This window comes from Paenibacillus sp. FSL L8-0436, assembly GCF_038593025.1.
GTDB lineage: Bacteria > Bacillota > Bacilli > Paenibacillales > Paenibacillaceae > Paenibacillus_AQ.
The window spans coordinates 3544242-3559002 of sequence record NZ_CP151955.1 but is presented as its reverse complement, the minus strand read 5'-3'; the positions used below and the strand labels follow the sequence as shown (position 1 = coordinate 3559002).

Below are 14761 nucleotides of genomic sequence, written 5' to 3'. Positions count from 1 at the left end.
CATGAAACTTCCGCGCTTCCCCCCGTCTTTTTGCCTGTGGTTGATGACCGGTGACTTACATACGATATCCTATGTGCTGAAGGCTGCGGAATGATCCATTCCCGTAAGACAGGCAATATAAGTGTGTAAAGCTATACTTCCACTATTAGAACGAGGTGACCTGCTGATGCTGTCCAAGAAAGCCGCGACCACCAAAAAAACAATTACCATTGCAAGCAAATGGTCCAAAACAAAAATGCTGCTTAATCATTCACGGCTCCGTCAATTCGTGCCCGATAGCCGGCTCTATTCGTATGAAGCCCTGCAGTCCATGCTTAACAAGCATAAGATGGTATATGTAAAGCCTGTCAAAGGAACCGGAGGAAATGGTGTCATTAAAGTTATTAAGTATAGTGAACATAAATATGCCTATCACGTGGGTGAGACTCCCCGTTATTTTAAAACTTACGGCGCTCTGTTCACTTCGCTAGGCAGCAGTAAATTAAAGCGTGAATATTTGGTTCAGCAAGGGATAAATCTGCTAACTTATCAGAATCGTATCTTTGATGTGCGCATTATGACGCAAATGAACAGCACGAACCATTGGGAATGTACCGGATATATCGGGCGGATGGCACATCCTAAGAAAATCGTTACGAATTTCCACAACAGCGGAAAACCGCTTCCTCTGGAAACGCTGCTTAGTCCTTACCTGCAAGGAGACAAGAAAAAAGACTATATCAAAGGATTAAAAGCTTTAGGGGATCAGGTGGCGAAAGAATTCCATAAAAACCACAGCGGATTTAAGGAAATAGGCCTGGATATTGGATTGGATTCTGCTTTGAAGCCATGGATTATTGAGGTAAATACGCGGCCGGATGCTTATATCTTTAATCAACTGAAGGATAAAACGATGTTCCGCAGAGTGATCTACCTCAAGAAGTGGCATAAATTATTGAATTCCGGCAAGAAAGTTGTGAAATAAGGTGAACACTACCGGGTATAAAAAAGGTTGAACTTGAGCGCCCTCTTTGGCTCTGTTCAACCTTTTTTTGGATTACAAAAAATGATAGGATATACTGGTTGAGGTGTGAAATGAATCGGGATTTGAGGAGAGCAGAATGATGAATAAACTGGTATTTTTTCTGGGACCGGCAGGTGCGGGAAAAACGACGCTGGCCAAAGCGGTAGCCTCACGCCGCAAAGCCGCCTTCTTCGATATGGATATTCTGCTGCGGCCGGCGGCAGACGCCATCATGACCATGCAAGGTCTGGACCCGACTGACAGAGATTCCGCAGAATATAAAAGACTTTGCCGCGACCTCGGTTACCGCATTACGATGGACGCCGCACTTGATAATATCGGCCTGAATAGCGATGTATTCGTGGTTGGACCCTTTACCAAGGAAGCAGCAGACCCAGACTGGATTAGCAGTGAACTGTCCCGGATTGGTCTTACGCTGCCCGAGGTTGAGGTCAAGGTTGTTCTGGTCGGACTGGCCAACGAGGATTTGTACCGGGAACGCATTCAAGGCAGGCACTCGTCTTTGGATGACTGGAAATTTCAGCATTGGCAGGAATTCCGGTCTTCGCTTGGCAGCCGCACTGTCGCGTGGCCGCTGCCCGCGTCGAATGTCGCAATGATCGACAACTCAAATCCGGAGATCGAAGATACTGTAAGGACAGTAGAGCATTTTATTTATGCAGCACAATGAGCAGACGAACGGCAGCCGTGGGCTGCCTTTTTTTGTTATGTAGTATTCATGAAGGGTCCGATTATATCCCCCCTGCATTTACCTTTAATCCAAACCATGCAATCGTTTAAAATCCTCAGGCTTCATCCCTGTCACCCGTTTAAACACCGCACAAAAGTAGCTGGCATTCTCAAAACCGACATCCCGGGCAATTTCGTAGATTTTTTTACCGCGAACGTTAAACATTAATTGCTTGCTCCGGTTAATCCGCTGTTTATTAATGTACGTTACCGGCCGCTCATGAACCGTGTGCTGAAACAGCCGGCACAAATACTGCGGCGATACCGCTGCTACTTCTGCCAGTTCTTTTAACTGCAGCGGCCGGTGCAGATGGAGTTCGATATGCCGCAGGACAGGCTTAATCCGTTCCATTTCATCTTCCTCATTGGAAGAAGGCAGCAGTTTGCGTTTCAGATCCAGCAGCAATGCGTACAGCAGCTTGGAGCATTCCAGATCATCTTCAAGCGGATGTTCATTAGACAAAAGAAGCATCTCCCGCAAAGGCTCCAAAAGTGCTTCGTCTCTTAATCTCCCGGGTCCAGACTCGCGTATTCCCGCATACATCAGCATCTGGGCAGCTTCCCTGCCGCTAAATGAAATCCACGCCAGCCTCCACTCCCTGCTAACCGGAGAATAGAAATGCGGAATTTCAGGATATAGAAAAAACACTTCCCCGGGGCCTACGATGTAACTTTTGTCATTAATATTCAGTTCACCTTTGCCTTCAAGCACCTGATGCATCTGATAATCCGGAAAACCGGCCGGACGCAAAGTTTCAGCCTGATGCTCCCAATATCCGATGGTTGTGGCATATAAAGGCAGCAGCATCGTCTCATCAGTCTGGCAAAAAATCATTTTGCTTTTCACAAGGATTCTCCGTTTCTAATTGTTGCTTCTATATTAGCCTTCATTTCTAGCGAAAGAAAGCCCTATTTAGTTTCATATTGTGTTATTTGATAAGAATATCATTATATATACCTTGAGACTTTCTCATTCTATAATATGAATATAACAATATAAGGAGATGTTAAAGTGCGTAAGAAGCTAGTCTATCAGCCACCTGCCAACGGATATCCCGAATGGAATAACAATCCGGAGATTTTTCAATTGAACCGAATGGAAGCGCATGCTTCGATGATGTCTTTCCCGACTGCTGAGCAAGCACTCCAAGGAAATAAACAATCCTCCTCCCGTTATCAATCGTTGAACGGCACTTGGAAATTCGCCTTTGCCGAAACTCCTGAGAAGCGCAGCAAGGATTTCTATAAATCAGATTATGACAACAGCAGTTGGGCGGATATTCCTGTTCCTTCCCATTGGCAATTCCAGGGCTATGATTACCCTCAATATACCAATGTGCGGTATCCTTGGGCAGAGTCAGAACCGGATTTGAAGCCCCCTTTTGCCCCTACTTTATATAATCCTGTAGGTTCCTATGTACGTACATTTGATGTACCGCAAGCTTGGGACGGCCAGCCTGTATTCCTCAGCTTCCAGGGTGTGGAGTCTGCTTTTTATATATGGGTGAATGGAGAACTGGTCGGTTATGGTGAAGATACCTTTACCCCGTCGGACTTCGATATTACAGCTTATCTGCAGGCAGGAGAGAATAAGCTGGCCGTTGAGGTGTACCGCTGGTGTGATGCGAGCTGGCTGGAAGACCAGGATTTCTGGCGGCTTAGCGGCATTTTCCGCGACGTTTATTTGTATACCGCACCTCCCGTACGTGTTGCCGACTTTTGGGCCCGGACCGATCTGGACAACGAGTTTGTGCATGCGGAGCTGAACGTGGCCATCAAAGTGGAAGATTACTTTAGCCGCAAAGCTGGAGATTACTCGCTGCAAATGCAGCTTTTTGACAACAATGGCCAAGGGGTCTGGGCAGCTCCGGTTGCTGCTGCAGTATCTTTTCAGGAAGGAGATTTGCAGCAGCTTAAACTGTCGGCACCTGTAGCTCAGCCTCATAAATGGAGTGCGGAGAAACCATACCTTTACACCCTGGTGATCTCGCTAGTGGATGCTCAGGAGGCCGTTCAAGAGGCGGTCAGCACAAAGGTTGGCTTCCGCTCCTTCGAAATTAGAGACGGCTTAATGAAGATTAACGGGAAACGGATCGTACTGAAAGGCACTAACCGGCATGAGTTCTCTTGTGACACTGGACGCGCATTGTCCGTAGAGGATATGATCCGCGATATTCATCTGATGAAATCCCATAACATTAATGCGGTACGGACCTCTCATTATCCCAATCAGTCAGTTTGGTATGAGTTGTGTGACGAATACGGTCTTTACGTAATCGACGAAACCAATCTGGAGACACACGGCAGCTGGCAATATGGACAACAAGAGCTGCATGAGGGGAATGTTCCCGCCAGCAAGCCGGAATGGCGCGCCAATGTCATCGACCGCTGTAATTCCATGATGCAACGGGACAAAAATCATCCATCCGTTATCATCTGGTCACTCGGCAATGAGTCCTTTGGCGGCGATAATTTTATTGCCATGCATGACTATCTGCGGGCAGCCGATCCTACCCGTCCTGTTCATTATGAAGGGATTTTTCATTACAGACCTTCGGAAGCGGCGAGCGATATCGAGTCTACGATGTACATTAAGCCTGCCGGCGTTGAACAATATGCGACAAACAATCCGCAGAAGCCTTATATCCTTTGTGAATACAGCCATGCTATGGGCAATTCCTGCGGCGGACTGCATCTCTACACCGATATGTTCGACAAATATGATGTGTTCCAAGGCGCTTTCATCTGGGACTGGGTGGATCAGGCCATCCGCACTACAACTCCAGAGGGGATTGAATATCTGGCGTATGGCGGCGATTTCGGTGAATCTCCACATGACGGGAATTTTAGCGGTAACGGCCTGCTGTTTGCAGACCGGACAGTAACCCCTAAGCTGCTTGAGGTCAAAAAATGCTATCAGAATATAAAAGTCACCGCCCAGGATCTTCAGAAAGGTCTTTATCAAATCCGCAATAACTTCTTATTTACGGATATCGAAGAATATGATTTACATTGGAAGATTGAATTGGAAGGCGTAACTTCGCAAGAGGGCTCTCTGCGGATTGCCGCTGCACCGGGAGAGACTGTCGATTGTGTCATTCCGTATGAGCTTAGTTCTATAGCCAATGATAAAGAAGCAGTGCTGACCTTGTCCTTCATTCAACCTGCTGCAGCAGCATGGGCAGATGCCCACCATGAGATTGCATGGGAACAGTTCATTCTAGTTCCAAGAGTTGCAGGAAATCTTTCCGTTCCAGCAGGAGATCCCCTTCACATCACTGAGCAAGAGGAAGCATTGATCATTGCAGGAGCTGACTTTTCACTTTCTTTCAATTCGGCAACCGGAGATTTGTTCTCTTATCAAGTCCTGGGCAAAGAACGCCTGATTGAGCCTGCAAGACCGAATTTCTGGAGAGCCGTCACCGATAATGATCTTGGCAACCATCTGCAGGAACGTTCCGCTGTCTGGAGAAAGGCTTCCTATGAACGCAGTCTTGTTCAATTCACTACCCGGACTCAAGAGAATCTTTGTTTCGTATCGGCAACCTACTTGCTGCCCACCAATCCCGTGTCCACTCTACTGGTCACCTATGAAATCCGTCCTGACGGATCTGTGGAGATTTCGCAGGAACTGAACCCGGGCAGCAGCTCGCTGCCGGAAATTCCCGAGTTCGGAATGCTGTTCGTGCTTGATGGAAGCCTGGACACTGTGTCATGGTACGGACGCGGACCACATGAGAACTATTGGGACCGGCAAACCGGAGCCCGTCTGGGACGCTTTAGCGGCAAAGTCAGTGAACAGTTCACTCCTTACCTCAAGCCACAGGAATGCGGGAACAAGACAGATGTCAGATATGCTTCAGTTACAGAAGGCAGCGATGGATCAGGGATCCATATCGAAAATACAACATCGCTGGAAATCAACGTACTCCCTTGGAAACCAGAAGAACTGGAAGCCAGCGATCACGTCTATAAATTGCCGGCTTCGGATAAAACCGTGCTGAGGGTCAATTACAAGCAAATGGGTGTCGGCGGGGACGACAGCTGGGGTGCACCGACGCATGAACGGTTCACTCTGCCTGCAAACCGGCCGTATAGCTTCCGCTTCACGCTTGCTCGAATTTAATCTGCCATTGCAACAAAAAGCGAGATTCCGCTCAGCGGATATCTCGTTTTTTTGTTTAGGGGAAAACGTAAAAACCACCTTCTTTTGCAGCCATCTGTGAACACATAGGCGGAATTCCCATACTATGGGGATATAAGTATTCAGGGGAGGTTAGATTGAATGTATTCTTATGGGGGCTTTGGCCCCTCCGCAAATAGAACGTCCTACGCATGGCCCAATATGGCTCCTGTTCATGCAGGTCCACAGGTGATCTGCCTGACCAAAGCTCAGATTGAATTCAAAAATCATATGCGCTTATTATGGGAGCAGCATGTGGCGTGGACACGAATGGCCATCACCAGTCTTGTTTTCGGATTGCCCGATACCGATGCGGTACTGGCGCGCCTGCTGCAGAATGCGCCGGATATGGGCCACGCGCTTAAGCCCTTTTACGGAGAGAGTATAGCTAATGCTTATAGCAATCTTATCAAAGAACACTTGGTAATTGCTGCTGATCTTGTCAAAGCTGCGAAAGCAGGTGATACCCATGCAGTTGCCGCCGCAGAGAAAAAATGGGCTGCCAATGCGGATCAAATTGTTGAATTTCTAGCCCGCATTAACCCTTTTTTCCCAAAAGATGAGTTCAGGAAAATGTTCTACGATCATCTGGCACTAACTAAAGCAGAAGCAGTAGCGATGTTGAACAAGGACTACAACTTCAGTATTCAGCTGTATGACCGTATCGAGCGTGAAGCGTTGATGATGGCGGATATGATAAGAAATGCCATACTCATCCAATTCCCTCAGAGGGTATAAACCGGATTATTGCTTCTTAAGCCTAACACAAGCCCTCATTGCTCCGCTTCAAGGCGGAAACCTGAGGGCTTCTTGGTTATACAGACTCCTGCATATTATGCTGAAAAAGTGTCCGATACAGCACGTTGCGGCTCCATAATTCGCTGGGGCTTCCACGGTCCGCAATACATCCGTCTTCAAGCAGAATAATCTGGTCTGCCCGCATCACAGAGGAAAGTGCTGGCTTATGCTATTCCTCAATCACTGCTGGAGCCCGGAAAAACCGGGACAACACACCGCTTGACGGAGAACCCAGGAAGCTTGCTATAAATACAAGTCCGGTAGCAAAGGCCATGGAGCCTGAAATTGAGGTGTCCAGCCACACTGCAATATAGTAACCCGCGACTGCAGAGAGGACGCCAAAACCGGCGCTGAGCATCAGCATGACCGATAGACGGTCTGTCCACAGATAAGCGGACGCAGCCGGAGTAATCAGCATGGCCACGACCATAATTGCCCCGACGGCATCAAATGAGGCCACCGTTGTTACCGATACAAGCGTCATGAACAGATAGTGCATCAATACGACCGGAAGTCCAAGACTGGCTGCAAGCGCCGGATCAAACGATGTAATCTTCCATTCTTTATACATTGCAAGAATAACGGCAAGAACAATAATGAGTACAATGAACAGCATTAGCGTTGCTTGAGGAACGGCCCCTATCCAAGGCAGCTCCACTGTATTCCACGGAACAAATGTAATTTCACCCATCAATGCGTGTTTTACATCCAGATGTGCATTCCCTACCTTTGTTGCAATCAGAACTACACCGACTGCGAACAATGTGGTGAAGACTACGCCAATGGAAGCATCCTGGGCTACGCCGCGGGAGTGCAGGAATTGGACCAGCATGGCTGTCAGCAAACCGGCGACGATGGAGCCGATCAGCATATGTCCGCCGCTCAGCTGCTTGGTGATCAGGAAGGCAACGACGATCCCCAGCAGCACACTATGGCTGATGGCATCCGCCATCATTGCCATTCGTCTAAGGATGAGGAACGTTCCAATTATTCCGCAGGTTAGGCCGACAAGTGAAGCTGTAAGCAAGATCCAGGCTGTGTAGCTCATACCGCTTTCCCCTCCTCAGGCGTATGCAGATGCGCTGATTCCGCCGATTTTTTCTTTTGCGCCCGCAGGTGAAGAAGCTTCGCCAGCCAGCCTTTCTGAAAGCCAAAGACAAGCGACACAAGGAACAGCGAAGACGAGACCAGAACGATAAAGGGTCCTGTCGGCCAGCCTTTCCCCAGTGTGCTGACCCATGTTCCCGCGGCCCCGGCCCCCCCGCCGAATACAGCGGAAATGATAAGCATCCGCTTGAAGGACTGGGTCCAGTATCGCGCACTTACCGGGGGAATAATCAGGAGAGCCGACATCAGGATGACGCCAACTGCCTGAATCCCGATGACAATAACAAGAATCAGCATGCTCATATACATCCCGTTCATCACCCGCCCGGACAAGCCCAGCCCCTTGGCAAAATCCGCATCGAACAGAAACAGCTTCCACTCCTTGAAACCGATCCATATGAACGCGATCACAATAAATGCCAGCACCAGCATGATCTTAACATCTTTACCGGTCATGGAAGCTGCCTGGCCAAATATGAAGGAATCCAGACCGCTCTGGCCTCCCCCTGCCGTCCGGTTCACAATGGACAACAGCATGATTCCAAGTCCGAAAAAGATCGACAGCACGATTCCCATAGCCGTATCTTCCTTAATTTTGGTGGACGATTGAATCCACTGGATAAAGAGAAAACCGAGCACTGCGCTTAGCGCCGCTCCGGCGATCATTGCCGGAACGCTTTTGACACCAACGATCGTAAAAGCAATCACAATTCCCGGCAAAGCCGCATGGGAAAGGGCGTCGCTCATCAGGCTTTGGCGTTTCCAGTACGCCAGACAACCGATCAAACCTGAGGCGATCCCAAGAATTAAAGTACTGAATAATACCCAGAGTGTGTTAGGTGAGATGCCGGTTATATCCATTAGGTGCCTCCGATCCAGCGAAGTGAACCTCCATAGGCACGGTACACTTGCTCTTGGGTAAACGCCTCGCGGGTACTTCCGTGGGCTACAATCGTACGGTTCAACAGCAGCACGTGGTCGAAATACTCCTCTACCGTATGTAGATCATGATGTACGACCATCACTGTTTTGCCCTGCTCCTTCAATAGCTGGAGTGTCGTCATAATCGCCTTCTCCGTCGCGGCATCTACCCCGGCCAAGGGCTCATCCAGAAAATAAAGGTCAGAATCCTGTACCAGCGCCCTGGCCAGAAACACCCGTTGCTGCTGCCCGCCGGACAGCTGGCTGATCTGGCGGTGCGCGTAATCGGCCATCCCCATCTGGTCCAAGGCGTGTAATGCCTGCTGCCGGTGACTGGCTTTGGGCCATTTCAGCCACCCGACTTTGCCATACAGTCCCATCATGACTACATCCAGCGCATCCGTCGGGAAATCCCAATCCACAGAGCCCCGCTGCGGCACATAACCGATACGTGATTTCACCTTGGAGAAGGCGGAGCCGTAAAAAGATACGCTGCCCGACAGCTTGGGATGCAGGCCCAGCATCACTTTGAGCAGGGTCGATTTCCCGGCACCGTTCGGGCCGATGATCGCCGTGAGCGTGCCGGGCTGCACCTTGAAGGAAACATCGTGCAGTACTTTATTTTGCCGGTAAGAGGCATTTAAGCCTTCTACTAGAACATCGCTCATCTTATTTCCCTCCCCCGCTGAGTGCAGTATAGATCGTTTCCACATTATGTTTATACATTCCCAGATAAGTACCCTCAGCGGTATCCGCATTGCCCATGGCATCGGAGAACAGCTCACCGCCGAGCTTGACCTCCAGCCCCTTGCTCTTGGCTCCTTCAATCACAGCCTCTATGGATTTCGGGTTAATACTGCTTTCTACGAATACGGCAGGAATTTTGTTCTGAATCAGCAAGTCAATAGTATCGTTTATGTCAGAGACGCCAAATTCATCCTCTGTACTCAGTCCCTGCAAGCCTATTACCTCAATACCATTTGCCCGGCCAAAATAGCTGAATGCATCATGCGCGGTAACCAGTGTGCGCTGGGCTTCCGGAATTTGTGCCAATTTGGCTTTTGAATCCGTGTTCAGCATGTCCAGCTCTGCGAAGTATTTCGCTTTATTGCTCTCGAAATATTTTGCATGCTCCGGGGCCAGCTTCTTCAGCTCCTCTGCTGCATTGCCAAGGGCTTGCTTCCAGAGGTCAATATCAAACCATACATGGGGGTCCGTGTCTCCCAGTTCATTTTTGAGCAGCTGGTCTTCCGGGATACTCTCAGATATCGCTACTGTCGGCCTCGTTTTGCCGATCTCTTGGAACACCTCATGCATTTGGCCCTCCAGATGCAAGCCGCTGTACAGGACCAGATCTGCACCGCCCAGCTTGGCTATATCTCCTTGAGTGGCATTATACAGATGGGGATCCACACCTGGTCCCATAAGACTCTGTACCTGTACTTTATCCCCGCCAATAATCGTTATAGGCTCTGCAATCTGTGAAATGGTCGTAACCACAGTAATGGTGTCTTTGCCTATCCCTTCTGCTGCGTTCCCGCTCTCCTTTTCACCACAGGCCGTGATTACAAGTGCCAAAGACAGCAATGCACCCATACCTATTTTTCTCGTTCTCTCCACCCACAGATTCCTCATTTGTTTCTCCTCCTGGTTCATAGAATAGATAAGATTCAATAATATGCATTAAGGAAAATATGTTTCCCTGATGAAACATATTTATATATAAAAAAATAAAGGTATTTGTTTCTAATGTCAAACTAATTTTCACCAGGGAAAGAATTATGCTATAATAATCCAGCTTGTACTCATGCACTGCGTTACCTGAACACAACAAAAAACAGCGGCAGCCATGGACGAGAATATTGTCCTGGACTGCCACTGTCTTATTGTACTATCGTCTCCCGTTTGCTTAATCTTATCTGGACCCTTACCCTTTTGTAATACGGTTAGCTTTAACATGTTTTAGCTGGGCCACAATAATGACGCTGATGATGACCAGCAGGAACCATGAGCTGATCTTACTGAAGCTAACCACTTGCCAGGCTTGGTACTGGTCAGGATATTTCCAGGCATTAAAGAATGTAGCTATATTTTCGGCTAACCAGATAAAAAAACCTACGATGAAAAAAGCCAGTGTCAAGGGCATTCGATATGTAACGGTCCGTACCCGGTAGATGATCCAGGTTTTCCAAAAAACAATGAGTACAAGTGCCGTCAGCCACCAGCGAAAATCAGGAATGAAATGATGTGTGAAAAAGTTCAGATAGATGGCTCCTCCCAGTAATCCCGCAGAAGTAAGCCCCGGCCAGCCGGTCATGTCCATCTTCAGTCTACGCCATACCTGGCACATAAAGCTTGCAACACTTGCATACATAAAACCGCTATAGAGCGGTACACCGAATACCTTCGTAAGCCCGGGCTCCGGGTATGACCATGATCCCATACTCACCTTATATATTTCCAGCAACAGTCCAATACAGTGAAATATACAGATCACTTTAATCTCATCCCATGTCTCTAATCCACTGCGGTACATGAGGTACTGCACAGTAAGCAACACGAAAAGAATGGCATCATAACGGTAAACGAAAGGCACATCTATTACACCGGAAAGAGCTAAGGTCCCAAAGATCGCAATCGGAAAAATGCAGCTCATCGCCTGATGATAGCCAAAATGCAGAAGTTGTGTTATTGGTTTCAATGATGTTATCTCCTCGCCGGGCAGCTTTTAGCCTTTCTTAATGAATGAAGCATTACCGTTTTGAATTTAACATATAATTTATCGTTTTACAATATATTTTGATTGTTTTATGATAGAACAAGCCTTCTTTAAGCTATTATATGTTCTTACTTCATCCATATTTCCTTGTAGTCGATTTTGCCCCAGGCATTCATCTCGATCCCATGCAGCGACTTCTCATGCCCGACTGTCTGCACACTATGATACATAAAAAGCACACTGCACTCCCGCTTCAGCTCCGCCTCGATCCCCCGCAAAATCTGCATTCTCTGCTCCGGATCGGCAGTTTCCAGAGCATCCCGGATTCGTTCATCGACTTTTGCCAACGTGGCAGCATCTAAATGGTTACGGATATAACCGTTAGGAGACCGGTACATCTCAATTAATGCAATCGAGGGCTGCCCGCCCAGCACTTCGCCAACGAAGATCATATCTGCCTGCACAATCACCCCGGCTTGCGACAGCTCCAGAATAGGCAGCACATTTATTTCCACCTTAACGCCCAGCTTGCCGCACTCCTGCCGGATCCAGCGCACATCCTCTTCATTGCTGAAGTACTCATAGGTGTACAGCTGCAAGACTTCTCCGGCATAAGTAGAGGATCGCAGCAGTTCTTTGGCTGCATCCAAATCAGAACCTTTCCCATATGCGGGGTCATTCCACCCGGGATCAAAGCCTGAAGAAGTCACGGTTCTTTTCCCCTGCAGCTCCCGAATCATCTGCTTCCGGTCCAGCGTAAGATGAATTGCCTCCCGTAATCGCCTGTCTTGCACTACTCCGTCTTTGCTCAAATTGAACGTTAGCAATGTACTGCCCAGCTCATATTGGTTCAATGTCCGGTCAGAATCCCCCTTGCTAAGCGCTTCAAAATACAGCAGCTGTGTTTGATCCGAAGACCGCGCCCTGCTCCGCAGCTGTTCTTCGTAATTAGGCCACACCCACATTTCAATCCTGTCCAAGAAAGGCCGTCCGTTAAAATAACGTTCATTGGCCTCCAGCACCAGGATGGATTCATTGTTCTCCTTTATTTGAAAAGGGCCGGTACCCACAGGCAGCCTGGTGAAGTTTTGTCTCGCAGCTATCTGCTCTAAATCATTCGGGATGATCGAAAATCTTTCGGTGGCTATAAAATGCGCAAACAGCGCATTCGGCTCAGCCAGCTGGAAACAAACACTATACGCACTCTTCATCTCCACCTGTAGCACACTTTGTGCCAGAAAATCGCCGGCACTCCAGTTCCTGATACGCTCGAAAGTAAACCTCACATCCTCCGCTGTCAGCCTTTTACCATGATGGAACATCACGCCCTTGCGCAAATAAAAGGTCCAGCGGCTTTTCGTTTCGTCACACTCCCAGTGATGGGCAAGTCCAGGCTTTAGGGTCTGCTGCTGCGGATCGTATTCCACCAATGTATCAAACAACTGGCGGATCATATGTGCCTCCGTTCTCCGGACAACTGTCAGCGGATCAAGATCTGGCACGGGCCTGTAAAAGGGAAACCGCAGCACATCCTCATCACTCCGCTGCTTATGCATGCCAAACTGGTCACCAAGCCAGCTGTGGAACTGCGTATGCAGAGATTCGTCACTACTGGCCTGCAGACATTCGAAGGCTTCACGGATCCGGCCTTGCTGCGCCCGTCTGCGCGCTTTTTCCAGTATCAGCTCTTCTTTGTCCCGGAGAAGTACAAGCTGTGAAGTATTCCCCCTGCCCAGTCCCGATTTCCAGTCAATATAACCATGCTCCTTCAGCTTCTGAACGAGAAATTGCGTATTGCGGCGCGTGCAGTCAAAGATAACCGACAGCTCATCCATCGACACGGGAAACCAGGTTTTATCCGGTTTTGACTCATATTGTTTATGCAGCGTTAAGTAGTGATCTTCAATATCCATCATCGTCACTCCTTTAAAAGGCGAAATCAATAAATTAACTTTTCTATTTTACTACCACTTTTGTAAAAGTATAATTTGAGTCATTCCATCCGTAAAGAGGAGCGTGTATGAAATAATGTCATCCAACATAACGCAAGCGCAGCCGGAGATATCCATTTGGCGCAGTCCGGCTTTTATGATTTTACTTGGGACAGGTGCGATCATGGCGCTGGGGAACAAAATCTATGAGCTGGCCCTACCGCTCATCTTGTATGATCTCACGAAGTCCTCCGTGGTTATGTCTACGATGCGGGGCATTGAATACCTTCCGAATTTGCTGCTCGCGATGTTCATTGGCGTGTTGGTAGACAGGGTACATAAGAAAAGGTGGTCTTTAACGGCTATTCTGCTGCAGATCGTAATTCTTGCGGGGTTGTACGCGGCTATCGAAATGGGGATTCATTCTCTTTGGCTGTTGTACATTGCGGGTTTTCTGCTGATGACCTTTGGGTATGCCTATTCCAACGCCCGGGTTGCCATGGTGAAGCAGTCGCTTCCCAAGTCTATGCTCACCCCGGCAAATGCTTCCTACAATTTCGTGACGACCTTTGTCGGGATCGCCGGACCCGTATTAAGCGGCTTATTGCTCATCCTACCCAGTCTCCATGTATCTCTGCTGATTACGTCGGTTGCTTTCACCTTGGCCTTCATTACACTTTCCTGTATTCGAACCCATGAACAGACCGCATCGCCTCCTTCGAAGCGAGACGGGTTCTGGAAAGAGCTGCATGCAGGCTGGATTGAATTACGCACGAACCGGTTATTATGGACGATGACGATCGCCGTTATTTTTCTGAACAGCACGTCAGGGATGGTGGATACGACAATTATTTTTTTCGCAAAAGATGAACTGAAGCTCGGGAATGCGCTACTTGGCCTCGTTTTCTCGGCTGCTGGAATCGGAGGACTGGCAGGAAGCCTGCTGATCGGTAAATTGCGGGGTTATTTCACAGTTGGACAGCTGATTACGTTATCCAGTTTATGCGTCGGGTTGACGAGTATCATCTTTTATTGGTCGCACTCTGCTTATGTACTTGCCTTCGGTCTGTTTCTATACGGTTTGTTTGAGACGATAAGCACGGTAAGCATCTGGACGTTCCGCCAGGAGACGACACCTTATCAGCTAATTGGCCGGGTCAGCGGAATTACGGGATCAATCTTCAAGCTGGGGATGCCCTTCGCCATTATGGCGTCGGGCTGGATCTCTGAGCTGTCGGGACCGCGCACGGTGTTCCTGATTACGATAGGCATAAATATGCTTATATTCGCAGGTTGTCTGTTTAGTCCATTATGGAAACATCGCGGGGCGATAAAGGGATAAATCAGCA

The 14761-nt window shown here is 48.5% G+C and carries 12 protein-coding genes; 5 read left to right on the top strand and 7 right to left on the bottom strand.

The annotated features are described in order from the left end of the window. Positions 1-166 precede the first annotated feature (166 nt). Together NSS79_RS16435 and NSS79_RS16430 are read left to right on the top strand one after the other, a co-directional pair. Positions 167-964 (top strand): YheC/YheD family protein, encoded by a 798-nt coding sequence (locus NSS79_RS16435; RefSeq protein WP_342440178.1) that lies wholly within the window; start codon positions 167-169, stop codon positions 962-964. Between the two features lie 139 nt (positions 965-1103). Beyond that, positions 1104-1694, top strand: a complete 591-nt coding sequence (locus NSS79_RS16430; RefSeq protein ID WP_342440387.1) for an AAA family ATPase — start codon at positions 1104-1106, stop codon at positions 1692-1694. 84 nt (positions 1695-1778) lie between these two features. Here NSS79_RS16430 and NSS79_RS16425 read toward each other — a convergent pair whose 3' ends face one another. Further along, positions 1779-2600, bottom strand: coding sequence for an AraC family transcriptional regulator (locus tag NSS79_RS16425; RefSeq protein WP_342440177.1), 822 nt, complete (start codon positions 2598-2600; stop codon positions 1779-1781). 165 nt (positions 2601-2765) lie between these two features. Between NSS79_RS16425 and NSS79_RS16420 the strand changes: the two genes are divergently transcribed. Beyond that, the gene (locus tag NSS79_RS16420) at positions 2766-5879 is read left to right on the top strand and encodes a glycoside hydrolase family 2 TIM barrel-domain containing protein (protein ID WP_342440176.1); all 3114 of its coding nucleotides are present in this window, start codon (positions 2766-2768) and stop codon (positions 5877-5879) included. Between the two features lie 219 nt (positions 5880-6098). Further along, the gene (locus NSS79_RS16415) at positions 6099-6674 is read left to right on the top strand and encodes an acetylglutamate kinase (protein WP_342440386.1); all 576 of its coding nucleotides are present in this window, start codon (positions 6099-6101) and stop codon (positions 6672-6674) included. 229 nt (positions 6675-6903) lie between these two features. Here NSS79_RS16415 and NSS79_RS16410 read toward each other — a convergent pair whose 3' ends face one another. The 6 genes from NSS79_RS16410 to NSS79_RS16385 all read right to left on the bottom strand — a co-directional run bounded on the left by NSS79_RS16410 (position 6904) and on the right by NSS79_RS16385 (position 13397). Continuing rightward, complete coding sequence (locus NSS79_RS16410; protein ID WP_342440175.1) at positions 6904-7782, bottom strand: metal ABC transporter permease; 879 nt, start codon at positions 7780-7782, stop codon at positions 6904-6906. Then, positions 7779-8702, bottom strand: coding sequence for a metal ABC transporter permease (locus tag NSS79_RS16405; protein WP_342440174.1), 924 nt, complete (start codon positions 8700-8702; stop codon positions 7779-7781). The genes NSS79_RS16410 and NSS79_RS16405 overlap by 4 nt, the downstream gene beginning before the upstream one ends. Next, positions 8702-9430: a metal ABC transporter ATP-binding protein gene (locus tag NSS79_RS16400; RefSeq protein ID WP_342440173.1), complete on the bottom strand. Its 729-nt coding sequence runs from the start codon at positions 9428-9430 to the stop codon at positions 8702-8704. Before NSS79_RS16400 ends, NSS79_RS16405 begins: the two co-directional genes overlap by 1 nt. Before the next feature lies 1 nt (position 9431). Continuing rightward, positions 9432-10397, bottom strand: coding sequence for a zinc ABC transporter substrate-binding protein (locus NSS79_RS16395; RefSeq protein ID WP_342440172.1), 966 nt, complete (start codon positions 10395-10397; stop codon positions 9432-9434). A 292-nt stretch (positions 10398-10689) separates the two neighbouring features. Beyond that, a complete protein-coding gene (locus NSS79_RS16390; protein ID WP_342440171.1) occupies positions 10690-11463 on the bottom strand; it encodes a DUF817 domain-containing protein in 774 nt (257 codons plus the stop codon). 146 nt (positions 11464-11609) lie between these two features. Beyond that, positions 11610-13397 carry an ABC transporter substrate-binding protein gene (locus NSS79_RS16385; RefSeq protein ID WP_342440170.1) on the bottom strand — a complete coding sequence of 596 codons (1788 nt, stop codon included), beginning with the start codon at positions 13395-13397 and terminating at the stop codon, positions 11610-11612. A 112-nt stretch (positions 13398-13509) separates the two neighbouring features. Here NSS79_RS16385 and NSS79_RS16380 point away from each other — a divergent pair, with 112 nt between their 5' ends. Further along, entirely contained in the window at positions 13510-14754 is a 1245-nt protein-coding gene (locus tag NSS79_RS16380) for an MFS transporter (protein ID WP_342440169.1), read from the top strand. Positions 14755-14761 lie beyond the last annotated feature (7 nt).